The following is a 20,310-nucleotide window of genomic DNA, read 5'->3' as shown; positions in this document are numbered from 1 at the left end:
TGATGCATTTTCGCGCGCTTCACCGGGCTTTCGGCCCGACATGCCTATTTGCGCGCCCACTGCAGAAATCTGGCGGCGGTGACAAAGCCGTCGCGCCGGGCCTGGGCTGACGCCGTGGCCTCGTCGTCCTCGCCCCATTGGGCAATCTGCCAGTCCTCGTCCAGACGCGAAAGCACCCATGCGGCGTCGGCCTCAAGTCGCGCCTCGGCCACGGCAAGCCCCAGAACCAACGAGCCTGAAAGCGCCACCAGATCGTGCAAACCGGTCAGGGCGAAAGTGTCATGCGCAGCCACACGGGCGGAAAGCCTGTCCAGCGCAGCGCGGTCCTGCATCACCGGCAGCACGCCCACGCCAACCCGCAGACGCGCGCCCAGCGCCTCTGCCGCCCAATCCAGCAGCGGATCCCACGCCTCGGCCTGCCGCGCGGCCAGTTCCGCCGGCGTCTCGGCGCGGTAGCACAAAAGGTCCGTCTCGCCATAAGCGGCCAGATGAGCGACCACCGCCGCATGGCTGGGCGCAACCTTGTCGAGCGCCGAATTGGCCATGCGCGTCACCGGCATCGTTCGCGGATCGACAACCTTGTCCTGCGCCTGCCATTCAGCCGCGATCGCCTCTGCCATCGCCGGGGTCGGCACGACAAGGGGCGCACGCGCGGGCGTCATGACCGGTTTGTCATCCAGATGCACGGTCCAGCCACCCGGCGCAGGCAGTACCTTTGCCGCCGTCCAGACCCGCCGCCTTGCCCAGCCCGACATCGCGTTAGTCCGGCATGTTGAAGGGATCGATCGGCGCATGGGTCACGTCCCAGCCAACATAATCCCACGTCGCCTGCATGTGCGGCGGCAGATCTGCGGTGATCAGCAGCTGCTTTTTCGTCACCGGGTGTTCAAGGATCATCAGGCGGGCGTGCAGATGCATCTTGCGGCTGATCTCGCCGCCCATGCCCGCGCCCCAGCCATCGCCCATGTTTTCCTGCTCGGACCCACCATACTTGCCGTCGCCGATAATCGGATGGCCAATCTCGGCCATGTGGGCGCGCAGCTGGTGGGTGCGGCCGGTCACCGGCACCAGCGCAACCCAGGCTGCGCGCTGGCCAATATTGGTCAGTACCGCGTAATCCGTGACCGCGCGCTTGGCGCCGGGGGTCTTGTCGACCTCGGCCGGATGAATGCAGCGCATCTTCTCGTTCTCGCCGCCCTTGCCATGGCCGGGCGCCTTGATCAGGCCGTACTTGATGGTGCCGGCGCGCGGAAAGGGCACGCCGGCAACGGCCGCCCAGTAGATTTTGCGCGCATCGCGGTGGCGCAGGTTTTCGGTCAGCGCGGCCGCCATTGTCCGGGTGCGGGCCAGCAGAAGAACACCCGAGGTATCCTTGTCCAGCCGGTGTACCAGCCGCGGCTTTTCGTCGAAGCCGAAACGCAACGCCTCGGCCAGCCCGTCGACATGCTTGGTCATGCCGGTGCCACCTTGCGTCGCCAGTCCCGCGGGCTTGTTGATGGCAATGATATGGTCGTCCTTGTAGATCACGCAGGCGCGGATCATCTCGGCATCCGCAGCGCTGACCTCGGACTGCGCCAGCGCGCGGGCGGCGGCGGCCTCTGCCTCGGTCGGCAACGGCGGTACGCGCACCTTCTGGCCCACTTCGACGCGGGTCGCGGACTTCACCCGCCCGCCATCCAACCGCAATTCACCGGTGCGGCACATCTTTTCGATGCGCCCCTGCGTGAGGTGCGGAAAAAGCCGACGCAGGTAGCGGTCGATCCGCTGGTCGCCCTCGTCGGGCCCGACGATACGAGTCTGAACGCCACTCACGTCAGAAGCGCCCGCATCAGGGTGACGCCCAGCACGAGGCCCAGCAGCGAGAGCCCGACCGACAACAGGACGTAAAGCGCGGCAAGGTCAGCACGGCCGGTTTCGAACAGGCGCCAGCTTTCCAGCGAGAAGGACGAAAACGTGGTGAACCCGCCCAGCACGCCGGTGGCGAGGAAGGCATTGTAATGGCCAAGGCCCTTTTGCCCGATGAAGATCACCAGCGCGCCCATCAGGAACGAGCCGAAGATGTTCACCGCGATCACGCCCAGCGGAAAGACATGGCTGCCAAGGCCGCGCATGATGGCGACACCGGACAAGTAGCGCGCCGAGGCGCCCAACGCGCCGCCCAGCGCAACGGAAAGAAGTGTGTTGATCATGCCCGTCCCTTCGCGCGAAGCGCCCGGCTTGTCAATCGCGGCCCCGGTTGCCCTGCCGTTTGGCCCGGAGCCCCGCGAAGTATTCGACGCGCTTTTTCAACTCGCGCTCGAACCCGCGGTCGACCGGCACGTAGTAAAGGCCGCGCTTCATGCCCTCGGGGAAATAGTCCTGCCCCGAAAAGGCATCGTCCTGATCGTGGTCATAGGCATACCCCGCGCCATAGCCCTGCTCTTTCATTAGCTTGGTGGGCGCGTTCAGGATGTGTTTTGGCGGCGGTTCGGAGCCGGTCTTGCGCGCGGCCTCCGACGCGGCACCGAAGGCCACTGTCACCGCGTTCGATTTCGGCGCGAGGGCGAGGTAAACCACCGCCTGCGCCAGCGCCAGTTCCCCCTCGGGGCTGCCAAGGCGCTCGTAGGTCTGCCATGCCTGCAGGCACAGCGCCTGCGCCTGCGGATCGGCCAGCCCGATATCCTCGACAGCCATCCGGGTGATGCGGCGGGCCAGAAACCGCGGATCCTCGCCGCCTGCCAACATCCGCGCCAGCCAGTAAAGCGCCGCGTCCGGGTCCGACCCACGAACGGATTTGTGCAGCGCCGAGATCAGGTTGTAATGCCCGTCGCCCGACTTGTCGTAATTGGCGGCCCGCTTCATCAGCCGGGTCCGCAAAGCCTCAAGCCCCAGTTTGCCCGGCGGAGTCCACGCCATGACCTGTTCGACAAGATTCAACAGCGCCCGCCCGTCGCCATCGGCCATTTCCAGCAGCGCCTCGCGCGCGGGGCCGTCCAGCGGCAGGGGGCGGCCCAGCTCCTTTTCGGCCCGCTGGGCCAGACGTTCCAGTTGAGCAAGGTCGAGCCGCCTCAGCACGATGACCTGCGCACGGCTGAGCAAGGCCGCATTCAGTTCGAACGACGGGTTCTCGGTCGTGGCGCCGACCAACAGGATCGTGCCATCCTCCATATGCGGCAGAAAGCCGTCCTGCTGCGCCTTGTTGAAGCGGTGAACCTCGTCCACGAACAGCAGCGTGCCCTTGCCGTTGCGCCGCCGCAGACGGGCCGCCTCGAACACCTTGCGCAGTTCCGGCACCCCGGTGAAAATTGCGCTGATCTGCTCGAAATGCAGGTCCGTCTTCGCGGCCAGCAGGCGCGCGATGGTGGTCTTGCCGACCCCCGGTGGCCCCCACAGCACCAGCGACGACAGCGCACCCGCCGCAAGCATTGCTCCCAGCGGCCCTTCGGGGCCAAGCACCTCGTCCTGCCCTATCACTTCCGACAGGTCGCGCGGACGCAGCCTGTCGGCCAGCGGGCGCGGGGCGCTGCCGGTCTGGTCGGGCGTGGCGGGCGTGTCGAAAAGATCGGCCATGGACCGACATTAGGCCGGGCCATGACCGTTTGAAAGCGGCCCGCTAGTGCAGCTGCGTGGAGAAATCGATCCAGACTGCCTGGTAGTCGATGCCACCCATGTTCATGTTGCGGCCAGCCGCCGCCATGTCGAGGCTGCAGCGCGCGGCCCAGCGGTTCCAGTTCGACGGCAAAAGCGCAAGCATCCGACGGATCCCCTCCTCGCGCGAGGTGCGCAACATCTGCATCACCAGCCGCATCCGCACCCGATGGCGGACATGGGCCGGAATGTCGTGGCTGACAAAGCCGCGGGTCACCTCCCATGTGCCCTCGTCCACCGGTGCTTCACCCGTCAGCAGGTCGGCCGGGATCGATTCGAGCAGACCGCGCTGCGCGTCGCGGATCATGTAGGTATAGATCCCGCAGCGCGCGGTGGTGGGCGTCAGCCGTACCCCGGCCAAAACCCGCCCCGTCTCGTCATGGACGGCCAGCCAGCGGGACGCGGGCGTGTCATACTGGTCGTATTCCATGCCCATCGTCTCGGGCAGGTCCCAGCGGTTGCGGATGATGAAGCTTTCGCGCCGGGCGCGAAGGATGTTCGCGAAAAGCTCGCCATGGTTGTGCATGTTCGCGAAGGACAGAGTGGTGCTTTGCATTTTCTTCTCCAGCAAAGGTGAGGGTTACGTACCCCTGCCGGAGCTGACCTTGAGGATGGTCAGAGCAGTCTGTAATCCCTCGCCCGCTGAATGGCTTCGGCCGTGGTCCGGGCGAGCAGGCTGGACCGGGCCGAGGCAAGACGGGCCTTGAGGGCGCTTTCCGAAATATTTAATCGTGCCGCGGCAGCTGCGTGACGATCCCCCTCGGCTATGCACCGCAGGGCTTCGATTTGGGCGTCAGTCAAGGATTTTGGGGGTTCTGTTATGTTGTGCAGCGTTTCGATCAGCCGGGCGAACTCGGCAATCTCCTCGTCGGTGAACTCACGATCATCCCTCGCCGCAGAGGCGATGGTGCGTGATTTCATCGGGCCGCAGGAAACGGCAAAGCCATAGATCATCCCGAATTCGCGGGCCTGCCCGAGGATATCGAACGGGTCCGGTATGTCGATTTCGCTCCACCTTGCTGCACCGACCCGACTGAACCCCCAGGCAATGATCGGATCGCGCAGCGCATAGGCCTCCTCTGTATAGCGATCGGTCCATCCCTGGGGGTAGGTCTGATGGTGCAACAGCGGCAGCGCAAAGCGGATGTGCAGGGCAAAGAAAAACCCTCCCGGCGCCAACCTCGCCAGCCGTGTCGTGTGCAGATCTATACCAGCCCTCAGGGACATGTCTTTTTGGACAAGTTGATTCGAATCGAGTCAACTTTAGAGTGTAGAGCATGAAGCTGGTTAACAAGGTATTACTCCATGCAAAACAATGATTTGGATGTCGTCCGGCGGCTGGAGGAGCTTGACGCTACGTCACGTGCCCAGCTGCTCGACTTCATCGGGCAGGACCGGCGCGAGGCACCCACTGCCCGGCAACAGGACAAGAAACGCGACGCGGCGCGCGACGACGGCACGACAGAGTCTTTGCGACCAAAGCTCCGTCACTAGAGAAGTCCGGCAGAGCCCGGACATGAAAAAGGCCCCGCCGCGGGACGGGGCCTTGATCTGCGTGGTGCCACCAAAGGCGGCAAAGGTTGGCCGTCTCAGTCTTCGTCGGCCATCGCTTCTTCATCGGCCATGCGTGCCTTGTCGGCGGCACCCTTGGCCGAGGGGTCACGGTCGACCAGTTCGACGATCGCCATCGGCGCCATGTCGCCATAGCGGAAGCCGGCCTTCAGCACGCGCACATAACCGCCGTTGCGGTCCTTGTAGCGCGGCCCCAGCACGTCGAACAGCTTGGCAACGTGGATGTCCTGCTTCAGCCGGGCATCGGCTTGACGGCGGGCGTGCAGGTCGCCGCGCTTGCCCAGCGTGATCAGCTTGTCGATGACGCGCTTGAGTTCTTTCGCCTTCGGCAGCGTGGTCTTGATCTGCTCGTGCTCGATGAGAGAGCCGGCGAGGTTGGCGAACAGCGCCTTGCGGTGTTCGTGGGTGCGGTTCAGCAGGCGGTAGCCCCGACCATGACGCATTTTAAGTCTCCTATCGTCTTTATGCTTTGTGCAGCGGTCCGATGCGTGTCGTCCGCGTTATTGGGGCGGGATTGCCCGGGGTCGTCAGGCGGGCCACCGGCCCGCCCGAAATATCAGAACTGGTCTTCGAACTTCTTGGCCAGATCCTCGATGTTCTCCGGCGGCCAGTCCTCGACATCCATGCCGAGGTGCAGGCCCATGCCCGAGAGCACTTCCTTGATCTCGTTAAGCGACTTGCGGCCAAAGTTCGGCGTGCGCAGCATCTCGGCTTCGGTCTTCTGGATCAGGTCGCCGATGTAAACGATGTTGTCGTTCTTCAGGCAGTTGGCCGAGCGCACCGACAGTTCCAGCTCGTCCACCTTCTTGAGAAGCAGCGGGTTGAACTCCAGCCCGTCATCCTCGCCCATGCTCGACGCGCTTTCCGGCTCGTCGAAGTTGACGAAGATCGACAGCTGGTCCTGGATGATGCGGGCGGCATAGGCCACCGCGTCGTCCGGGGTCAGCGAGCCGTCGGTGATGATCTTCATCGTCAGCTTGTCATAGTCCAGCACCTGCCCCTCGCGGGTGGGCTGCACTTCGTAGCTGACCTTCTTGATCGGCGAATAGATGGCGTCGATCGCGATCATCCCGATCGGCGCATCCTCGGGCTTGTTCTTGTCGGCCGAGACATAGCCCTTGCCGGTATTCACCGTCAGTTCCATGTACAGGCTGGCACCCTCGTCGAGGTGGCAGATCACGTGGTCTTTGTTCAGAACCTCGATCCCGGCGCTCTCCGAGATGTCAGCGGCGGTGACGACGCCCGGGCCCTTGGCCTGAACGGTCAGACGCTTCGGCCCTTCGACTTCCATGCGGATGTCGACGCCCTTGAGGTTCAGGACGATGTCGGTCACGTCCTCGCGGACACCGGCGACCGACGAGAATTCGTGCAGCACGTTGTCGATTTGCACAGCGGTAATCGCGGCGCCCTGCAGCGACGACATCAGCACGCGGCGCAGCGCGTTGCCGAGCGTCAGACCAAAGCCGCGCTCCAGCGGTTCGGCGACAAGCGTCGCCTCGCGCGCCGGATCGGCGCCCGGCCGCACTTCAAGCTGCGTCGGCTTGATCAGCTCTGCCCAGTTCTTGTGGATCATGTGTCCCTCCATTCCTGTCTGCCGGTCATGATCAAGCGGCAGACGCCCGAGGTTTCAAAACGACGAATGGGGCCGCGCGATCTGGCACGGCCCCGGTAATGTCTTCAGCGGATCAGACGCGCCGGCGCTTGGGCGGGCGGCAGCCGTTGTGGGCCATCGGCGTCACGTCGCGGATCGAGGTGACGTTGAAGCCGGCAGCGGCAAGCGCACGCAGCGCCGATTCACGGCCCGAACCGGGCCCCTGCACTTCGACTTCCAGCGTCTTGACGCCATGTTCCTGCGCCTTCTTAGCGCAATCCTCGGCGGCCATCTGGGCGGCGTAAGGCGTCGACTTGCGCGACCCCTTGAAGCCCATCGTACCGGCCGACGACCAGGCAATCGCATTGCCCTGAACGTCGGAAATCAGGATCTTGGTGTTGTTGAAGGACGAGTTCACATGAGCAACGCCAGCGGCGATGTTCTTGGAGACCTTCTTCTTGCCACCACGGCGGGTATCACGAGCCATATCTGATGCCCTCCCTTATTTCTTCTTGCCGGCAATGGCCTTTGCGGGGCCTTTGCGGGTGCGGGCGTTAGTATGGGTGCGCTGGCCACGAACCGGCAGGTTGCGGCGGTGGCGCAGGCCACGGTAGCAGCCAAGATCCATCAGCCGCTTGATGTTCATTTGCGTCTCGCGGCGCAGGTCGCCTTCAACCGTCAGGTTGGCGTCGATGTATTCGCGGATGGCGAGCACTTCGGCGTCCGACAGGTCGTTGACCCGGCGCGATTCGTCAATTTTGGTCGCTTCGCAGATCTGGTGGGCGATCGCGGGGCCAATTCCGGTGATGTAGGTCAGGGCGATGGGAACCCGCTTTGCAGTCGGGATGTTTACGCCGGCAATACGTGCCACGTCGGGTCTTCCTTTCGTTGCGGTTCCGTCATCCCGGAACCTTTTTTCACAACTGAGGCCCGAGGGGGTCACCCACGGGCCGCGGTCTGTCAGGTGGTCCGCGCAGACCGGGCGCGACCCGGCAAACGCACTGATTCCCTTGCGGGATGGGGCTGGTTATGCCCAACGCCAATGGCAGTCAAGCCCCGTTTGCCGGCGGGCCGGATCAGGCTCCGCCAAGCACCTTCGCAATTGCAGCACTGACGTCGTCCATGCTGGCCAGACCGTCCACCACGCTCAGCTTGCCCTTGGCATAATAGTAGCCGATCAGCGGGCTGGTCTGCTTGTAATAGGCCAGAAGCCGGGTCTTGAGCGCCTCTTCGGTATCGTCGGCCCGACGCTTGAAGCTGGTGCCGCCGCAATTGGGGCATTTGCCATCCTCGGGCACCGGCTTGGTCACGTCGTGAAACACCTCGCCGCAATTGGCACAGGTGGACCGGCCGGTGATCCGCGCCACCAGCGCGTCATCATCGACCTGCATCTCGATCACGTGGTCCAAACTTTGGCCCTCGTCCTGCAGCAGCTGGCCCAGCGCGTCGGCCTGCGCCAGCGTGCGCGGGAAACCGTCGAAGATGAAGCCGCCGGGATGGCCGCCACTCTCCAGCTTTTCCTTGATCAGGCCGATCACGATCTCGTCGGTGACAAGATGGCCCTTGTCCATGACATCAGCCACGACCTTGCCCATTTCGGTGCCGCTGGTGCGCGCCTCGCGCAGCATGTCGCCGGTCGACAGCTGCATCATGTCACGCTCGCGCACAAGGCGCTGTGCCTGCGTGCCCTTGCCGGCGCCCGGAGGTCCCAGAAGAATGATATTCATCGACGCGCCGGTCCCTTCCGCGGCTTGGCAGTACCGCTGCGTTTGCCGCGCAGCTGCGATTTCTCGATCAGGCCCTCATACTGGTGCGCCAGCATGTGCGACTGGATCTGCTGGATGGTATCCATCCCAACCGACACGATGATCAGGATCGAGGTGCCGCCGAAGTAGAACGGAATGGCGAACTCGTGCCGCAGCATCTCGGGGAACAGGCAGACGATGGCTAGGTAGCCCGACCCCAGCACCAGCAGGCGGTTGACCACGTAATCGAGGTATTCCGCGGTGCGCTTGCCGGGGCGGATGCCCGGGACAAAGCCGTTCTGGTTCTTCAGGTTGTCGGCCACCTCGTCGGTTTTGAAGGCAACTTCCTTGGTGTAGTAAAAGGTGAAGAACACGATCATCGCCGTAAAGAAGGCGAGGTACAGCGGCTGGCCCGGCCCGAAATAGGCCAGAATCGTCGACATGATCGGGCCGGTCTTGCCGCCCGAGAACGTGCTGATCGTGGTCGGCAGCAACAGCAGCGCCGAGGCGAAGATCGCCGGGATCACGCCCGCCGGGTTCACCTTGATCGGCAGATGGCTGGAGCCGCCGTCATACACCTTCATCCCCACCTGACGGCGCGGATACTGGATGTGGATCTTGCGCAGGCTGCGCTCCATGAACACGACGAAGCCCAGCACCGCGACGATCATCGCGATCACCAGCAGGATAACCGCCGGGCTGACGGTGCCGACCCGGCCCTGCTCAAGAAACTGCGCCATCGCCGCCGGGATCTCGGCCACGATGCCCACGAAGATGATCAGCGAAATGCCGTTGCCAATGCCGCGGCTGGTAATCTGCTCGCCCAGCCACATCAGGAACATCGTGCCGCCGACGATGGTGATGATCGTCGAAACGATAAATTCCGGCCCCGGCGCGGTAACAAGGTTGCCCGCCTGAAGGCTGACCGCCAGCCCGTAGGCTTGGAACATGGCCAGCAGCACCGTGCCATAGCGGGTGTACTGGTTCAGCTTCTTGCGGCCCTGCTCGCCTTCCTTCTTCAGCGCTTTCCACGGCTCGTACATCGAGCCCAGAAGCTGCACGATGATCGAAGCCGAGATGTAGGGCATGATGCCGAGGGCGAAGATGCCCATCCGCTTCAGCGCGCCGCCGGTGAACATCGACAGAATGCCGCCGATCCCGTTCTGCGCGCTGTCCATGAAGTTCTTCAGTGCGGCCGTGTCGATGCCCGGCACCGGAATGAACGTCCCCAGACGGTAGACCATCAGAAGGCCGATCGTGAACAGGATCCGCTGGCGAAGCTCGGTAGCCTTGCCCAGCGCGCCCCAGCTCAGGTTGGCGGCCATTTGTTCAGCTGCAGATGCCATATGTATCTCTTTTCATCAAAAACGCCGCCACCCGGCTTCCCGGTCGGCGGCGTCAGGAAAACTCGGCTCTGATGTAAGCGGCGCGGCGGCCGCTCACAACCCGCAATTACGCCGCATCACCGGATTGGGCGGTCACTGCAAGGCTGCCACCGGCCTGCTCGACCGCCGCGATCGCCCCTTTCGAGGCGCCGGTAACGGTCAACTTGGCCTTGGCCTTGAACTCGCCTTTGGCCAGAACACGCACGCCGTCCAGCTTGCGCCGGATCAGGCCCGAGGCCAGCAGCGCGTCTTCGGTGATCTCGGCCTTGGCGTCCAGCTTGCCCTCGTCGATGAACTTCTGGATCAGGCCGAGGTTCACAACGGCAAAGGCCTTGCGGTTCGGCTTGGTAAAGCCGCGCTTCGGCAGACGCTGGTAAAGCGGCATCTGGCCGCCCTCATAGGCGTTCAGCGCCACGCCCGAGCGGGATTTTTGGCCCTTGATACCACGGCCAGCGGTCTTGCCCTTGCCCGAACCGGGGCCGCGGGCAACACGCTTGGCGCGTTTGGTGGCGCCGGGGTTGTCGTGAAGTTCATTCAGTTTCATGTCGCTTCTCCTTTGCCGGAAGACCTCGCCCAGCGACGGGACCGAGGCACACGGCGTTCAAACGTGAAAATGCGGGGCCGTGCAACGGGCCCCGCGCTGCGGCTCAGCCGCGCTCTTCGATGATCTCGACGAGGTGCGGAATCGAGTTGACCATGCCGCGGACCGAGGGCGTATCCTCAAGCTCGCGGGTGCGGTGCATCTTGTTCAGGCCCAGGCCCACCAGGGTGGCGCGCTGGACAGCGGGGCGGCGGATCGGCGAGCCGATCTGCTTTACGACGATGGTCTTCTTGGCCATGTCAGGTCTCCTCAGGCTTCAGCCGCTTCGGCGGTCTCGGTCGCGGGGGCCTCGTCGCCCTTGCGCAGGATGTCGGCCACCTTCTTGCCGCGACGCTGCGCGACCGAACGGGGGCTCGATTCCTTCTGCAGGCCGTCGATGGTGGCGCGGATCATGTTGTAGGGGTTGGACGAGCCGATCGACTTGGACACAACGTCCTTGACGCCGAGCATCTCGAACACCGCGCGCATCGGACCACCGGCGATGATGCCGGTACCCTCGACGGCGGCGCGCATCACGACGCGGCCGGCGCCGTGGCGACCTTCCATGTCATGGTGCAGCGTGCGGCCTTCGCGCAACGCGACGCGGATCATGCTGCGGCGCGCCTGCTCGGTGGCCTTGCGGATGGCTTCCGGCACTTCCTTGGCCTTGCCCTTGCCAAAGCCGACGCGGCCCTTCTGGTCGCCCACGACGACGAGCGCGGCAAAGCCGAAGCGCTTGCCGCCCTTGACGGTCTTGGACACGCGGTTGATCGCGACCAGGCGGTCGGCGAATTCCGGCGTGGCATCCTCGCGCGGACGACGACCGCGGTTGTTATCTCTCTGTTCGGCCATCTAGCTGGCATCCCTTTATCGGTGGCTTGCGCCATGTGGTCCAATCGAAGTGCCCGTCAGGGGCCCCGATCATCGAGGACGCGATTGCGCCCTGCAGGTGTCTTGCGAAGGGCGGCGAACCGCCCTCGCCGTCAGATATTCAGGCCCGCTTCACGCGCGGCGTCGGCAAGCGCCTTGACCTTGCCATGGAACAGGAAACCGCCACGGTCGAAATAGGCGGCGTCCACGCCGGCCTTCTTCGCGCGCTCGGCAATCGCCGTACCCACGATCCGGGCCGCGTCGATGTTGTTCTTGCCGACAACGCCGAGGTCTTTTTCCAGACTCGACGCCGAGGCAAGCGTCACGCCGCTCACATCGTCGATCAGCTGGGCACTGATGTTCTTGGACGAGCGGTGGATCGACAGGCGCATGCGCCCGGCATTCACTGCCCGCAATTTGCTCCGAACGCGCTGGCGGCGCTTCAGAAACAGGCTTCTTTTGCTGGTTGCCATTTTCGCGATCCTTACTTCTTCTTGCCTTCCTTGCGGAAGATGAACTCGCCCTTGTACTTGATCCCTTTGCCCTTGTAGGGCTCGGGACCACGCCATTCGCGGATGTTCGCGGCGACCTGGCCAACAAGCTGCTGGTCGATCCCTTCCACAACGATTTCGGTCAGTTTCGGCGCGGTCACGGTCACGCCGGCAGGCACTTCGAAGTCCACGTCGTGGCTGTAACCCAGCGCCAGCTTCAGGACATTGCCCTGCATCTGCGCGCGGTAACCCACGCCGTTGATCTCCAGCTCTTTCTTGAAGCCGGTGGTCACGCCGGTCACTAAATTCTCGATCATCGAGCGGGACATGCCCCACTGCTGGCGGGCGCGCTTGGAGGTGCCACGAGGGGTCACCTTGATCGCGTCTTCCTCGATCGTGATGGTCACGTCGTCGGTGCCGGTGAAGCTGCGGGTGCCCTTGGGCCCCTTCACCTCGACCGTCTGACCGGACACGGAGGCGCTGACACCTTTCGGCATCGGCACCGGCTTCTTACCAATACGAGACATTGCCGGGCCTCCTTAGAAGATGGTGCAAAGCACTTCGCCGCCAACATTGGCCGCGCGTGCATGTGCATCCGACATCACGCCCTTGGGCGTGGAGACAATCGACACACCCAGGCCCTGACGGACCGAGGGGATGTCCTTGACGCCCATGTAGACGCGACGGCCGGGTTTGGAGACCCGTTTGATTTCGCGAATGACAGGGGTGCCTTCGAAATATTTCAGCTCGATGCGCAGGGCGGGGTGGCCGTCCTTGCCATCGATCTTCTGGTAGCCGCGGATGTAGCCTTCGTCGGCCAGCACATCGAGCACCCAGGCCCGCAGCTTGGACGCCGGCGTTTCCACCATGGCCTTGCCGCGCATCTGGCTGTTGCGGATACGGGTCAGCATATCACCGATCGGATCGTTCATTGTACGCCCTCCTTACCAGCTCGACTTGACCATGCCGGGGATCTCGCCGTTCGAGCCAAGCTCGCGCAGCATGATCCGGCTGACCTTCAGTTTCCGGTAATAGGCGTGGGGACGCCCGGTGAGTTGGCAGCGGTTGTGAAGCCGCGTCGCCGACGAGTTGCGCGGCAGTTGAGCCAGTTTCAGGCTCGCCTTGAAGCGCTCTTCGACCGGCTTGGACTGGTCTGCAATGATCGCCTTCAGCGCGGCGCGCTTGGCGGCGTAGGTATTGACCAAGCGTTCGCGCTTCTTCTCGCGTTCGATCATGGATTTCTTAGCCATAATTCTCTCTCCTACCGCTGCTTCAGCTGTTGAACGGCATGTTGAAATGCTTCAACAGCGCCTTCGCTTCCGCGTCGGTCTTCGCGGTGGTGCAGATGACGATGTCCATCCCCCAGACTTCATCGACCTTGTCGAAGTTGATCTCGGGGAAAACGATGTGTTCCTTGATGCCGGTGGCGTAGTTGCCACGACCGTCGAACGACTTGCCGGAAACGCCGCGGAAGTCGCGGACGCGCGGCAGGGCCACGGTGATCAGGCGGTCAAGGAATTCATACATCCGGTCGCCGCGCAGCGTCACCTTGGCGCCCAGCGGCATTTCCTCGCGAACGCGGAAACCGGCGATCGATTTCTTGGCCTTGGTGACAACGGCCTTCTGGCCGGCGATCGTGCTCAGGTCTTCCTGCGCCGACTTGGCCTTCTTGCTGTCACGCACGGCCTCGGCTCCGCAGCCGATGTTCAGGACGATCTTGTCCAGACGCGGGATCTGCATGTCGTTCTTGTAGCCGAACTCTTCTTTCAGAGCGGCGCGAACGGCAGCGGCGTAATGCGCCTTCAGCCGGGGGGTATAGGTTGCAGTATCAAGCATCAGATTGCATCCCCTGTGGTCTTGGCGAAGCGCACCTTGGTGTCGCCGTCCATGCGAAAGCCGACGCGGGTGGCCTTGCCGTTGGCATCGACGAGAGCCAGGTTCGACAGGTCGATCGGCATCGCCTTCGGCGTGCGGCCGCCCTGCTGGGTCTGGGTCTGCTTCATGTGGCGGACGGCCATGTTCACGCCTTCCACCACGGCCTTGTTCGCCTTGGGATCAACCGACTGGATCTGCCCCTTGAGGCCCTTGTCCTTGCCGGCCAGCACGACGACGTTGTCGCCCTTTTTCAGTTTCGCAGCCATCAGAGCACCTCCGGCGCCAGCGAGATGATCTTCATGAAGTTCTTGGCGCGCAGTTCGCGCACCACCGGCCCGAAGATACGGGTGCCGATCGGCTCCATGTTGTTGTTGATGATGACGGCAGCGTTGCGATCAAAGCGGATCGCGGTGCCATCTTCACGGCGGACTTCCTTGGCGGTGCGCACGACGACGGCCTTGCGGACATCGCCCTTCTTCACGCGACCGCGCGGAATGGCTTCTTTCACCGAGACTACGATGATGTCGCCGACCGACGCGTAACGGCGGTGCGAACCGCCGAGAACCTTGATGCACTGCACCCGGCGTGCGCCGGAGTTGTCAGCGACATCCAGATTGGTCTGCATCTGGATCATGTGGTTTCTCCCGACCTTTGGGGTAACGACCCCAGGGTTTCGATGGAACCGGACTGTTACCGCTTAAGAGGCGATAACCTCCCAGCGTTTGGTTTTCGACTTCGGCGCGCATTCCTGAATGCGAACGACATCGCCGATGTTGAAGGCGTTGGTTTCGTCATGCGCGCGGTATTTCTTGGTCTTGCGCACGGTCTTGTGCAGCAGCGGGTGCTTGAAGCGACGCTCGACCGACACGGTCACGGTCTGGGCGTTCTGGTTGGACACCACGGTGCCCTGAAGGATGCGTTTCGGCATGGATCAGGCCTCCGCTTCGGTCGATTTGGCGGCGGCGGCCGCTTTCTGGTTCAGCACGGTCAGCACGCGGGCTGCGTCGCGACGCACCACACGCATGCGGGCGGAGTTCTCAAGCTGGCCCGTGGCCTGTTGAAAGCGCAGGTTGAACTGCTCTTTCTTCAGCGCCACAAGATCTTCCCGCAGCTGGTCGGGGGTCTTGTTACGAAGTTCAGCGGCGTCCATCGCCTTTTTCCTTTCGACATCACCGGAGGGCCCCTGCGGAAAACGCGTTCGGGTCACCCTGATTCCGGTGGAGTTCAGATGAAGGCTGGCTCATAGACGGGATGACGTCATGGCGCAAGCCCCCGGCGGGAAAACTATCCATATTTCCCAACCATCGCACAATTCGGCCGGGATCGGCCGGTTTTCAGGCGGCATGGCAGCGGAAAAACGCAAACCCCCGCCTTTTCGGACGGGGGTTTACCTAAGTCACTCTGCGGCGGGACCGCTTACCAGTCTTCGCGGACCACGGTGCGGGTCTTGATCGGCAGCTTCATCGCGGCCAGGCGCAGCGCCTCGCGGGCGATGTCCTCGGACACGCCGTCGATCTCGAACATGATCCGGCCGGGCTTCACGCGGGCGGCCCAGTAATCGACCGAACCCTTACCCTTACCCATCCGCACTTCGGTGGGCTTGGAGGTGACCGGCACATCCGGGAAGATCCGGATCCAGACGCGGCCCTGACGCTTCATGTGACGCGTCAGCGCGCGCCGTGCGGCCTCGATCTGCCGAGCGGTAACCCGCTCGGGCTGGGTTGCCTTCAGGCCGAAGGTGCCGAAGTTCAGGTCAGACCCGCCCTTGGCTTCGCCATGAATCCGGCCCTTGTGGAGCTTGCGGAATTTCGTGCGCTTTGGTTGCAGCATCTTCTCTACTCCTTACCGGTCGCGGTCGCGGCGACCGCCGCCAGCGCCACGCGGAATGGCGCCTTCCTGCAGTTCGGCCTGCCGGCGATCACGCGCCTGCGGGTCGTGCTCCATGATCTCGCCCCGGAAAATCCAGACCTTGATCCCGATGATCCCATAGGGCGTCATCGCTTCGGACAGCGCATAGTCGATGTCGGCACGCAGGGTGTGCAGCGGCACACGGCCTTCGCGGTACCACTCGGTCCGGGCGATCTCGGCGCCGCCGAGGCGGCCCGACACGTTCACCCGGATGCCCAGGGCACCCATCCGCATGGCGTTCTGCACCGCACGCTTCATTGCGCGGCGGAAGCTGACCCGGCGCTCCAGTTGCTGGGCAATGCTCTCACCCACCAGCGCGGCGTCCAGTTCGGGCTTGCGGACCTCGACGATGTTGAGGTGCAGTTCCGACTTGGTCAGGTTGGCCAGCTTGCGGCGCAGCGTCTCGATGTCTGCGCCCTTCTTGCCGATGATGACACCGGGGCGGGCCGCATGGATCGTGACGCGGCACTTCTTGTGCGGACGCTCGATGATGACGTGGCTCACGCCGGCCTGCTTGGCCTCCTTGCGGATGAAGTCCTTCATCTTGAGGTCTTCAAGCAGCAGGTTGCCGTAGTCCTTGGTATCGGCAAACCAACGGCTGTCCCAGGTCCGGTTGACCTGCAGGCGCATGCCCACGGGATTGACTTTGTTACCCATTACGCTTGCTCCCCAGCTTGCGCTTCGACCTGGCGCACCTTGATGGTCAGTTCCGAAAACGGCTTCAGGATCTTGCCGAACCGGCCACGCGCACGCGGACGTCCGCGCTTGAGCACCAGGTTCTTGCCCACATAGGCTTCGGCCACGATGAGTTCATCCACGTCGAGGCTGTGGTTGTTCTCGGCGTTGGCAATGGCCGATTGCAGGCATTTCTTGACGTCGCCCGCGATCCGCTTCTTCGAGAAGGTGAGATCGGCAAGCGCCTTGTCCACCTTCTTGCCGCGGATCATGGCGGCGACGAGGTTGAGTTTCTGCGGGCTGGTGCGAAGCATGCGGGTCTTGGCCATCGCTTCGTTGTCAGCCACGCGGCGGGGATTCTTGTCCTTGCTCATGGCTTACTTCTTCTTCGCTTTCTTGTCCGCAGCGTGACCGTAATAGGTCCGGGTCGGCGAGTACTCACCGAACTTCTGACCGATCATGTCTTCCGTGACGTTGACGGGGATATGCTTTTTGCCGTTGTAGACGCCGAAGGTCAGTCCGACAAATTGCGGCAGGATGGTAGAACGACGCGACCAGATCTTGATCACCTCGTTGCGGGTGCCTTCGCGCGCCTTCTCGGCCTTTTTCAGGACGTAGGCGTCGACAAAGGGGCCTTTCCATACGGAGCGTGCCATGTGTTAGCGCCCTTTCTTGGCGTTGCGCGAGCGGACGATCAGCTTGCTGGACGCCTTGTTCCGGTTGCGGGTCTTGTTGCCCTTGGTGCCCTTGCCCCAAGGCGTGACCGGGTGACGACCACCCGAAGTCCGGCCTTCACCACCACCATGCGGGTGGTCGATGGGGTTCATGGCCACACCGCGGACGGAGGGGCGGATGCCGTAATGGCGGTTGCGACCGGCCTTGCCGATGTTCTGGTTCGAGTTGTCGGGGTTCGAGACCGCGCCAACCGTCGCCATGCATTCCTGCCGCACCATCCGCAGCTCGCCCGAAGACAGGCGGATCTGCGCGTAGCCGCCATCGCGGCCAACGAACTGGGCGTAGGTTCCGGCGGCGCGGGCAATCTGGCCACCCTTGCCGGGCTTCAGCTCGACATTGTGGACGATCGTGCCGATCGGCATGCCCGAGAAGGGCATCGCGTTGCCCGGCTTGATGTCGACCTTCGCACCGGCGACAACCTTGTCACCAACGGCGAGGCGCTGCGGCGCCAGGATATAGGCCTGTTCGCCGTCTTCATACTGGATCAGGGCGATGAACGCGGTCCGGTTCGGGTCATATTCGATGCGGCCCACAACGGCGGGCATGTCGAACTTGGTGCGCTTGAAGTCGACGATGCGGTACAGGCGCTTGGCGCCCCCGCCCTTGCGTCGCATCGTGATCCGCCCGGTATTGTTCCGGCCGCCGTTCTTGGTCAGACCCTCGGTGAGGGCCTTGACGGGGCGACCTTTCCAAAGCTCCGAACGGTCGATCAGCACCAGCCCGCGCTGGCCCGGCGTCGTCGGCTTGTACGACTTGAGTGCCATGCTTTGTGTCTTCCGTTTGCTTTGCGGGGGGTTGGCCCCGTCTATTTGGTAAAGGGCCCCGCCCATTTGCGGCTAGGTCCCCGGCGAAAATGCGCGGCCCCGGATCGAATCCGGGGCCGTGCGGATGCGGTCAGATATTAGAGACCGGTCGAGACGTCAATCGTGTTCCCCTCGACGAGGGTGACGTAGGCTTTCTTGACGTCGTTCCGGGTGCCGAGCGATCCGCGGAACCGCTTGACCTTGCCCTTGGTGATGGTGGTGTTGACCGCCTTCACCTTGACGCCGAAAAGCGCTTCGACCGCTTCCTTGATCTGCGGCTTGGAGGCGGCCATCGCCACTTCGAAGACCACCGCGTTGGCCTCGGAGGCCATGGTTGCCTTCTCGGTGATGACCGGCTTGCGGATCACGTCGTAATGTTCGGGTTTCGCGCTCATTTCAAACGGGCCTCCAGGGCTTCGACACCGGCCTTGGTCAGGACAAGCGTGTCCGACCGCAGGATGTCGTAGACGTTGGCGCCCATCGAGGGCAGCACGTCCAGGTTGGCGATGTTGCGGGCCGCGCGCGCGAAGTCATCGTTCACGGCCGCGTCGATGATCAGCGCCCGCTTCCAGCCCAGCGCACCCACCTGCTTGGCCAGCATGCTGGTCTTGGCCTCGGCCACCGTGGCCGCGTCCAGAACCACCAGTTCGCCCGCCGCGCGCTTGGCCGACAGCGCATGGCGCAGGCCCAGCTTGCGGAACTTCTTGGTCAGGTCATGGGCGTGGCTGCGCGGCGTCGGGCCCTTGTAGGTGCCGCCGTGCCGGAAGATCGGCGCGCCCTTGTCGCCGTGACGCGCACCACCGGTGCCCTTCTGGCGATAGATCTTCTTGGTCGAATAGCTGACCTCGGAGCGGCCTTTGGTCTTGTGCGTGCCCTGCTGGGCGGCCGCACGCTGCCAACGCACGACGCGGTGCAGGATGTCCGCACGCGGCTCCAGACCGAAGATCTCGTCGTTCAGCTCGACACTGCCGGCGGCTGCGCCGTCCAGCTTGATTGCATCAGCCTTCATTGTTTTCGCCTCCATCAGCGGCGTCTTCGGCCGGGGTTTCACTGGCGGCCGCTTCGGCGGCGGCCATCGCGGCTTCTTCGGCCTCGGCGGCAGCCTTCGCGGCGGCGGCTTCTTCAGCAGCGGCAGCGGCGGCGGCCTCGGCGGCCAGACGCTTGGCTTCTTCGTCGAGCGACTTCAGACCGGCCGGGTAGATCACGCTGTCGGAGGCCGGCTTTTTCACCGCATCCTTGACAGTGACCCAGCCACCCTTGGAGCCCGGGACCGCGCCCTTGACCATGATCAGCCCGCGCTCGGCGTCGGTGCGCACGACTTGCAGGTTCTGGGTCGTCACGCGGGCCGAGCCCATGTGCCCGGCCATCTTCTTGCCCTTGAAGATCCGGCCCGGATCCTGGCACTGGCCGACCGAACCGTGGCTGCGGTGGCTGACCGACACACCGTGGCTGGCCCGCAGACCGCCAAAGTTGTGCCGCTTCATGACACCGGCAAAACCCTTACCGATTGAGGTGCCCGACACGTCGACGAATTGCCCGGCGAAGTAGTGATTGGCGGTGATCTCTTCACCGACGGCAATCATGTTTTCCGGGGCGACGCGGAATTCGGCGATCTTGCGCTTGGGCTCAACCTGGGCCTTGGCGAAGTGGCCGCGCATCGGCGCGCTCACCCGCTTGACCTTGGCGGTGCCGGCGCCCAGCTGAACGGCACTGTAGCCGTCCTTTTCCGGGGTGCGCTGTGCGACGACCTGCAGCTTGTCCAGCTGCAGAACGGTCACCGGCACCTGCTTGCCGTCTTCCATGAAAAGCCGGGTCATGCCGACTTTCTTTGCAATGATTCCAGAGCGTAGCATGTCTCTCAAGCCCCCTCTCAGACCTTGATCTCGACGTCGACACCAGCGGCCAGGTCGAGCTTCATCAGCGCGTCCACGGTCTGCGGCGTCGGGTCGACGATATCGAGCAGCCGCTTGTGGGTGCGGATCTCGAACTGGTCGCGGGATTTCTTGTCGATGTGCGGTCCCCGCAGAACGGTGAACTTCTCGATCTTGTTGGGCAGCGGGATCGGCCCGCGCACCGAGGCACCGGTCCGCTTGGCGGTGGACACGATCTCGGCGGTGCTGGCATCCAGCACGCGATAGTCGAACGCCTTCAGGCGGATGCGAATGTTTTGGCTATGGCCTGCCATGGTCTTGGCCTCTTCTTGTCGGCTCTGGATTGAGAGGTGGAACGGCGGAATTGCCGCCCCACGTCGAACCCGCATTCAAAGACCGGGGCACGCATCTGGGCGCGCCCCGGTCAAAAGTCAGTCCGCGATCACTCGATGATTTTCGAGACGACGCCGGCGCCGACGGTACGGCCGCCTTCACGGATGGCGAAGCGCAGGCCGTCTTCCATCGCGATCGGGGCGATCAGCTCGACGTTGAACTTCAGGTTGTCGCCCGGCATCACCATCT

Annotated in this window: 34 protein-coding genes and 1 pseudogene; 1 reads left to right on the top strand and 34 read right to left on the bottom strand. The window is 63.7% G+C overall.

Going from position 1 to position 20,310, the window contains the following annotated elements; translation table 11 throughout:
- Positions 1 to 44: 44 nt before the first annotated feature.
- The 6 genes from GC146_RS00175 to GC146_RS00150 are packed head-to-tail and all read right to left on the bottom strand — an operon-like array spanning position 45 to position 4,854.
- Positions 45 to 755 carry an ATP12 family protein gene (locus GC146_RS00175; protein ID WP_291832591.1) on the bottom strand — a complete coding sequence of 237 codons (711 nt, stop codon included), beginning with the start codon at positions 753 to 755 and terminating at the stop codon, positions 45 to 47.
- A 4-nt stretch (positions 756 to 759) separates the two neighbouring features.
- On the bottom strand, positions 760 to 1,812 hold the full coding sequence (locus tag GC146_RS00170) for an RluA family pseudouridine synthase (protein ID WP_291832589.1): 1,053 nt from the start codon (positions 1,810 to 1,812) through the stop codon (positions 760 to 762).
- On the bottom strand, positions 1,809 to 2,189 hold the full coding sequence (gene crcB, locus GC146_RS00165; protein WP_291832586.1) for a fluoride efflux transporter CrcB: 381 nt from the start codon (positions 2,187 to 2,189) through the stop codon (positions 1,809 to 1,811). The genes GC146_RS00170 and crcB overlap by 4 nt, the downstream gene beginning before the upstream one ends.
- 31 nt (positions 2,190 to 2,220) lie before the next feature.
- Positions 2,221 to 3,549 (bottom strand): replication-associated recombination protein A, encoded by a 1,329-nt coding sequence (locus tag GC146_RS00160; RefSeq protein ID WP_291832584.1) that lies wholly within the window; start codon positions 3,547 to 3,549, stop codon positions 2,221 to 2,223.
- Between the two features lie 43 nt (positions 3,550 to 3,592).
- On the bottom strand, positions 3,593 to 4,183 hold the full coding sequence (locus GC146_RS00155; protein ID WP_291832582.1) for an acyl-homoserine-lactone synthase: 591 nt from the start codon (positions 4,181 to 4,183) through the stop codon (positions 3,593 to 3,595).
- Between the two features lie 59 nt (positions 4,184 to 4,242).
- Positions 4,243 to 4,854 (bottom strand): autoinducer binding domain-containing protein, encoded by a 612-nt coding sequence (locus GC146_RS00150; RefSeq protein ID WP_291832580.1) that lies wholly within the window; start codon positions 4,852 to 4,854, stop codon positions 4,243 to 4,245.
- A 78-nt stretch (positions 4,855 to 4,932) separates the two neighbouring features.
- On the opposite strand from GC146_RS00150, the gene GC146_RS00145 reads away from it, so the two are divergent.
- The gene (locus GC146_RS00145; protein ID WP_291832577.1) at positions 4,933 to 5,121 is read left to right on the top strand and encodes a hypothetical protein; all 189 of its coding nucleotides are present in this window, start codon (positions 4,933 to 4,935) and stop codon (positions 5,119 to 5,121) included.
- 95 nt (positions 5,122 to 5,216) lie between these two features.
- Here the strand turns inward: GC146_RS00145 and rplQ are convergent, their stop codons facing one another.
- The 28 genes and pseudogenes from rplQ to tuf all read right to left on the bottom strand — a co-directional run.
- Positions 5,217 to 5,642, bottom strand: coding sequence for a 50S ribosomal protein L17 (gene rplQ / locus GC146_RS00140; protein WP_291832574.1), 426 nt, complete (start codon positions 5,640 to 5,642; stop codon positions 5,217 to 5,219).
- Positions 5,643 to 5,755: 113 nt separating this feature from the next.
- Positions 5,756 to 6,772 carry a DNA-directed RNA polymerase subunit alpha gene (locus tag GC146_RS00135; protein ID WP_291832572.1) on the bottom strand — a complete coding sequence of 339 codons (1,017 nt, stop codon included), beginning with the start codon at positions 6,770 to 6,772 and terminating at the stop codon, positions 5,756 to 5,758.
- A 112-nt stretch (positions 6,773 to 6,884) separates the two neighbouring features.
- Positions 6,885 to 7,277 (bottom strand): 30S ribosomal protein S11, encoded by a 393-nt coding sequence (gene rpsK, locus GC146_RS00130; RefSeq protein ID WP_291832569.1) that lies wholly within the window; start codon positions 7,275 to 7,277, stop codon positions 6,885 to 6,887.
- A gap of 15 nt (positions 7,278 to 7,292) precedes the next feature.
- On the bottom strand, positions 7,293 to 7,661 hold the full coding sequence (gene rpsM / locus GC146_RS00125) for a 30S ribosomal protein S13 (protein WP_291832567.1): 369 nt from the start codon (positions 7,659 to 7,661) through the stop codon (positions 7,293 to 7,295).
- A 205-nt stretch (positions 7,662 to 7,866) separates the two neighbouring features.
- The gene (locus GC146_RS00120) at positions 7,867 to 8,517 is read right to left on the bottom strand and encodes an adenylate kinase (protein WP_291832564.1); all 651 of its coding nucleotides are present in this window, start codon (positions 8,515 to 8,517) and stop codon (positions 7,867 to 7,869) included.
- Positions 8,514 to 9,881, bottom strand: coding sequence for a preprotein translocase subunit SecY (gene secY / locus GC146_RS00115; protein ID WP_291832561.1), 1,368 nt, complete (start codon positions 9,879 to 9,881; stop codon positions 8,514 to 8,516). The genes GC146_RS00120 and secY overlap by 4 nt, the downstream gene beginning before the upstream one ends.
- Positions 9,882 to 9,987: 106 nt before the next feature.
- Positions 9,988 to 10,464 (bottom strand): 50S ribosomal protein L15, encoded by a 477-nt coding sequence (rplO, locus tag GC146_RS00110; RefSeq protein WP_291832558.1) that lies wholly within the window; start codon positions 10,462 to 10,464, stop codon positions 9,988 to 9,990.
- A 103-nt stretch (positions 10,465 to 10,567) separates the two neighbouring features.
- On the bottom strand, positions 10,568 to 10,759 hold the full coding sequence (gene rpmD, locus GC146_RS00105; RefSeq protein WP_291832555.1) for a 50S ribosomal protein L30: 192 nt from the start codon (positions 10,757 to 10,759) through the stop codon (positions 10,568 to 10,570).
- An 11-nt stretch (positions 10,760 to 10,770) separates the two neighbouring features.
- Positions 10,771 to 11,352 carry a 30S ribosomal protein S5 gene (rpsE, locus tag GC146_RS00100; protein WP_291832552.1) on the bottom strand — a complete coding sequence of 194 codons (582 nt, stop codon included), beginning with the start codon at positions 11,350 to 11,352 and terminating at the stop codon, positions 10,771 to 10,773.
- 131 nt (positions 11,353 to 11,483) lie between these two features.
- On the bottom strand, positions 11,484 to 11,843 hold the full coding sequence (gene rplR / locus GC146_RS00095; RefSeq protein WP_291832549.1) for a 50S ribosomal protein L18: 360 nt from the start codon (positions 11,841 to 11,843) through the stop codon (positions 11,484 to 11,486).
- Between the two features lie 11 nt (positions 11,844 to 11,854).
- Positions 11,855 to 12,388, bottom strand: a complete 534-nt coding sequence (gene rplF / locus GC146_RS00090; RefSeq protein ID WP_291832546.1) for a 50S ribosomal protein L6 — start codon at positions 12,386 to 12,388, stop codon at positions 11,855 to 11,857.
- 12 nt (positions 12,389 to 12,400) lie between these two features.
- Complete coding sequence (gene rpsH / locus GC146_RS00085) at positions 12,401 to 12,793, bottom strand: 30S ribosomal protein S8 (RefSeq protein WP_291832543.1); 393 nt, start codon at positions 12,791 to 12,793, stop codon at positions 12,401 to 12,403.
- 12 nt (positions 12,794 to 12,805) lie between these two features.
- Positions 12,806 to 13,111 carry a 30S ribosomal protein S14 gene (gene rpsN / locus GC146_RS00080; protein WP_291832538.1) on the bottom strand — a complete coding sequence of 102 codons (306 nt, stop codon included), beginning with the start codon at positions 13,109 to 13,111 and terminating at the stop codon, positions 12,806 to 12,808.
- A gap of 22 nt (positions 13,112 to 13,133) precedes the next feature.
- Positions 13,134 to 13,697 carry a 50S ribosomal protein L5 gene (gene rplE, locus GC146_RS00075; RefSeq protein WP_291832536.1) on the bottom strand — a complete coding sequence of 188 codons (564 nt, stop codon included), beginning with the start codon at positions 13,695 to 13,697 and terminating at the stop codon, positions 13,134 to 13,136.
- Positions 13,697 to 14,002, bottom strand: coding sequence for a 50S ribosomal protein L24 (rplX, locus tag GC146_RS00070; protein WP_291832533.1), 306 nt, complete (start codon positions 14,000 to 14,002; stop codon positions 13,697 to 13,699). The genes rplE and rplX overlap by 1 nt, the downstream gene beginning before the upstream one ends.
- Positions 14,002 to 14,370, bottom strand: coding sequence for a 50S ribosomal protein L14 (gene rplN / locus GC146_RS00065; RefSeq protein WP_258290915.1), 369 nt, complete (start codon positions 14,368 to 14,370; stop codon positions 14,002 to 14,004). The genes rplX and rplN overlap by 1 nt, the downstream gene beginning before the upstream one ends.
- A 63-nt stretch (positions 14,371 to 14,433) precedes the next feature.
- The gene (gene rpsQ / locus GC146_RS00060) at positions 14,434 to 14,664 is read right to left on the bottom strand and encodes a 30S ribosomal protein S17 (protein ID WP_291832528.1); all 231 of its coding nucleotides are present in this window, start codon (positions 14,662 to 14,664) and stop codon (positions 14,434 to 14,436) included.
- A 3-nt stretch (positions 14,665 to 14,667) separates the two neighbouring features.
- Positions 14,668 to 14,886 (bottom strand): 50S ribosomal protein L29, encoded by a 219-nt coding sequence (gene rpmC, locus GC146_RS00055; RefSeq protein WP_291832525.1) that lies wholly within the window; start codon positions 14,884 to 14,886, stop codon positions 14,668 to 14,670.
- A 266-nt stretch (positions 14,887 to 15,152) separates the two neighbouring features.
- Complete coding sequence (gene rplP, locus GC146_RS00050) at positions 15,153 to 15,566, bottom strand: 50S ribosomal protein L16 (protein WP_291832522.1); 414 nt, start codon at positions 15,564 to 15,566, stop codon at positions 15,153 to 15,155.
- A 12-nt stretch (positions 15,567 to 15,578) separates the two neighbouring features.
- Positions 15,579 to 16,301: a 30S ribosomal protein S3 gene (gene rpsC, locus GC146_RS00045; RefSeq protein ID WP_291832519.1), complete on the bottom strand. Its 723-nt coding sequence runs from the start codon at positions 16,299 to 16,301 to the stop codon at positions 15,579 to 15,581.
- Complete coding sequence (gene rplV, locus GC146_RS00040) at positions 16,301 to 16,693, bottom strand: 50S ribosomal protein L22 (protein ID WP_291832516.1); 393 nt, start codon at positions 16,691 to 16,693, stop codon at positions 16,301 to 16,303. The genes rpsC and rplV overlap by 1 nt, the downstream gene beginning before the upstream one ends.
- A gap of 3 nt (positions 16,694 to 16,696) precedes the next feature.
- Complete coding sequence (gene rpsS / locus GC146_RS00035) at positions 16,697 to 16,975, bottom strand: 30S ribosomal protein S19 (protein WP_291832513.1); 279 nt, start codon at positions 16,973 to 16,975, stop codon at positions 16,697 to 16,699.
- A 3-nt stretch (positions 16,976 to 16,978) separates the two neighbouring features.
- Entirely contained in the window at positions 16,979 to 17,818 is an 840-nt protein-coding gene (rplB, locus tag GC146_RS00030; RefSeq protein ID WP_291832510.1) for a 50S ribosomal protein L2, read from the bottom strand.
- A 137-nt stretch (positions 17,819 to 17,955) separates the two neighbouring features.
- Positions 17,956 to 18,252, bottom strand: coding sequence for a 50S ribosomal protein L23 (locus tag GC146_RS00025; protein ID WP_291832509.1), 297 nt, complete (start codon positions 18,250 to 18,252; stop codon positions 17,956 to 17,958).
- Positions 18,249 to 18,866, bottom strand: a complete 618-nt coding sequence (gene rplD / locus GC146_RS00020; RefSeq protein WP_291832505.1) for a 50S ribosomal protein L4 — start codon at positions 18,864 to 18,866, stop codon at positions 18,249 to 18,251. Before rplD ends, GC146_RS00025 begins: the two co-directional genes overlap by 4 nt.
- A complete protein-coding gene (rplC, locus tag GC146_RS00015; protein WP_291832502.1) occupies positions 18,856 to 19,710 on the bottom strand; it encodes a 50S ribosomal protein L3 in 855 nt (284 codons plus the stop codon). The genes rplD and rplC overlap by 11 nt, the downstream gene beginning before the upstream one ends.
- Before the next feature lie 17 nt (positions 19,711 to 19,727).
- Positions 19,728 to 20,042 (bottom strand): 30S ribosomal protein S10, encoded by a 315-nt coding sequence (rpsJ, locus tag GC146_RS00010; protein ID WP_291832499.1) that lies wholly within the window; start codon positions 20,040 to 20,042, stop codon positions 19,728 to 19,730.
- Between the two features lie 128 nt (positions 20,043 to 20,170).
- Positions 20,171 to 20,310, bottom strand: a pseudogene (tuf, locus tag GC146_RS00005) (elongation factor Tu); the annotation flags it as partial.

The organism is Limimaricola sp. (assembly GCF_016125575.1).
In the GTDB taxonomy this organism is placed as follows: domain Bacteria; phylum Pseudomonadota; class Alphaproteobacteria; order Rhodobacterales; family Rhodobacteraceae; genus WGLM01.
The sequence above is the reverse complement of the archived record's forward strand: the minus strand, read 5'-3'. Positions and strand labels throughout refer to the sequence as shown.

Coding starts and splice junctions, on each gene's coding strand:
- rplC (WP_291832502.1), bottom strand. CDS start 19,710: ATGCTACGCTCTGGAATCATTGCAAAGAAAGTCGGCATGACCCGGCTT.
- rpmD (WP_291832555.1), bottom strand. CDS start 10,759: ATGGCCAAGAAGACCATCGTCGTAAAGCAGATCGGCTCGCCGATCCGC.
- crcB (WP_291832586.1), bottom strand. CDS start 2,189: ATGATCAACACACTTCTTTCCGTTGCGCTGGGCGGCGCGTTGGGCGCC.
- GC146_RS00120 (WP_291832564.1), bottom strand. CDS start 8,517: ATGAATATCATTCTTCTGGGACCTCCGGGCGCCGGCAAGGGCACGCAG.
- GC146_RS00155 (WP_291832582.1), bottom strand. CDS start 4,183: ATGCAAAGCACCACTCTGTCCTTCGCGAACATGCACAACCATGGCGAG.
- rpsN (WP_291832538.1), bottom strand. CDS start 13,111: ATGGCTAAGAAATCCATGATCGAACGCGAGAAGAAGCGCGAACGCTTG.
- rplF (WP_291832546.1), bottom strand. CDS start 12,388: ATGTCTCGTATTGGTAAGAAGCCGGTGCCGATGCCGAAAGGTGTCAGC.
- GC146_RS00135 (WP_291832572.1), bottom strand. CDS start 6,772: ATGATCCACAAGAACTGGGCAGAGCTGATCAAGCCGACGCAGCTTGAA.
- GC146_RS00145 (WP_291832577.1), top strand. CDS start 4,933: ATGCAAAACAATGATTTGGATGTCGTCCGGCGGCTGGAGGAGCTTGAC.
- GC146_RS00150 (WP_291832580.1), bottom strand. CDS start 4,854: ATGTCCCTGAGGGCTGGTATAGATCTGCACACGACACGGCTGGCGAGG.
- rplP (WP_291832522.1), bottom strand. CDS start 15,566: ATGCTGCAACCAAAGCGCACGAAATTCCGCAAGCTCCACAAGGGCCGG.
- rpsQ (WP_291832528.1), bottom strand. CDS start 14,664: ATGCCGAAACGCATCCTTCAGGGCACCGTGGTGTCCAACCAGAACGCC.
- rplV (WP_291832516.1), bottom strand. CDS start 16,693: ATGAGCAAGGACAAGAATCCCCGCCGCGTGGCTGACAACGAAGCGATG.
- rplE (WP_291832536.1), bottom strand. CDS start 13,697: ATGCTTGATACTGCAACCTATACCCCCCGGCTGAAGGCGCATTACGCC.
- rpsH (WP_291832543.1), bottom strand. CDS start 12,793: ATGAACGATCCGATCGGTGATATGCTGACCCGTATCCGCAACAGCCAG.
- rpsS (WP_291832513.1), bottom strand. CDS start 16,975: ATGGCACGCTCCGTATGGAAAGGCCCCTTTGTCGACGCCTACGTCCTG.
- rpsC (WP_291832519.1), bottom strand. CDS start 16,301: ATGGGTAACAAAGTCAATCCCGTGGGCATGCGCCTGCAGGTCAACCGG.
- rplR (WP_291832549.1), bottom strand. CDS start 11,843: ATGGCAACCAGCAAAAGAAGCCTGTTTCTGAAGCGCCGCCAGCGCGTT.
- rplO (WP_291832558.1), bottom strand. CDS start 10,464: ATGAAACTGAATGAACTTCACGACAACCCCGGCGCCACCAAACGCGCC.
- GC146_RS00025 (WP_291832509.1), bottom strand. CDS start 18,252: ATGAGCGCGAAACCCGAACATTACGACGTGATCCGCAAGCCGGTCATC.
- rplQ (WP_291832574.1), bottom strand. CDS start 5,642: ATGCGTCATGGTCGGGGCTACCGCCTGCTGAACCGCACCCACGAACAC.
- rplB (WP_291832510.1), bottom strand. CDS start 17,818: ATGGCACTCAAGTCGTACAAGCCGACGACGCCGGGCCAGCGCGGGCTG.
- rplX (WP_291832533.1), bottom strand. CDS start 14,002: ATGGCTGCGAAACTGAAAAAGGGCGACAACGTCGTCGTGCTGGCCGGC.
- GC146_RS00175 (WP_291832591.1), bottom strand. CDS start 755: ATGTCGGGCTGGGCAAGGCGGCGGGTCTGGACGGCGGCAAAGGTACTG.
- GC146_RS00160 (WP_291832584.1), bottom strand. CDS start 3,549: ATGGCCGATCTTTTCGACACGCCCGCCACGCCCGACCAGACCGGCAGC.
- secY (WP_291832561.1), bottom strand. CDS start 9,881: ATGGCATCTGCAGCTGAACAAATGGCCGCCAACCTGAGCTGGGGCGCG.
- rplN (WP_258290915.1), bottom strand. CDS start 14,370: ATGATCCAGATGCAGACCAATCTGGATGTCGCTGACAACTCCGGCGCA.
- rpmC (WP_291832525.1), bottom strand. CDS start 14,886: ATGGACGCCGCTGAACTTCGTAACAAGACCCCCGACCAGCTGCGGGAA.
- rplD (WP_291832505.1), bottom strand. CDS start 18,866: ATGAAGGCTGATGCAATCAAGCTGGACGGCGCAGCCGCCGGCAGTGTC.
- rpsK (WP_291832569.1), bottom strand. CDS start 7,277: ATGGCTCGTGATACCCGCCGTGGTGGCAAGAAGAAGGTCTCCAAGAAC.
- rpsJ (WP_291832499.1), bottom strand. CDS start 20,042: ATGGCAGGCCATAGCCAAAACATTCGCATCCGCCTGAAGGCGTTCGAC.
- rpsE (WP_291832552.1), bottom strand. CDS start 11,352: ATGGCCGAACAGAGAGATAACAACCGCGGTCGTCGTCCGCGCGAGGAT.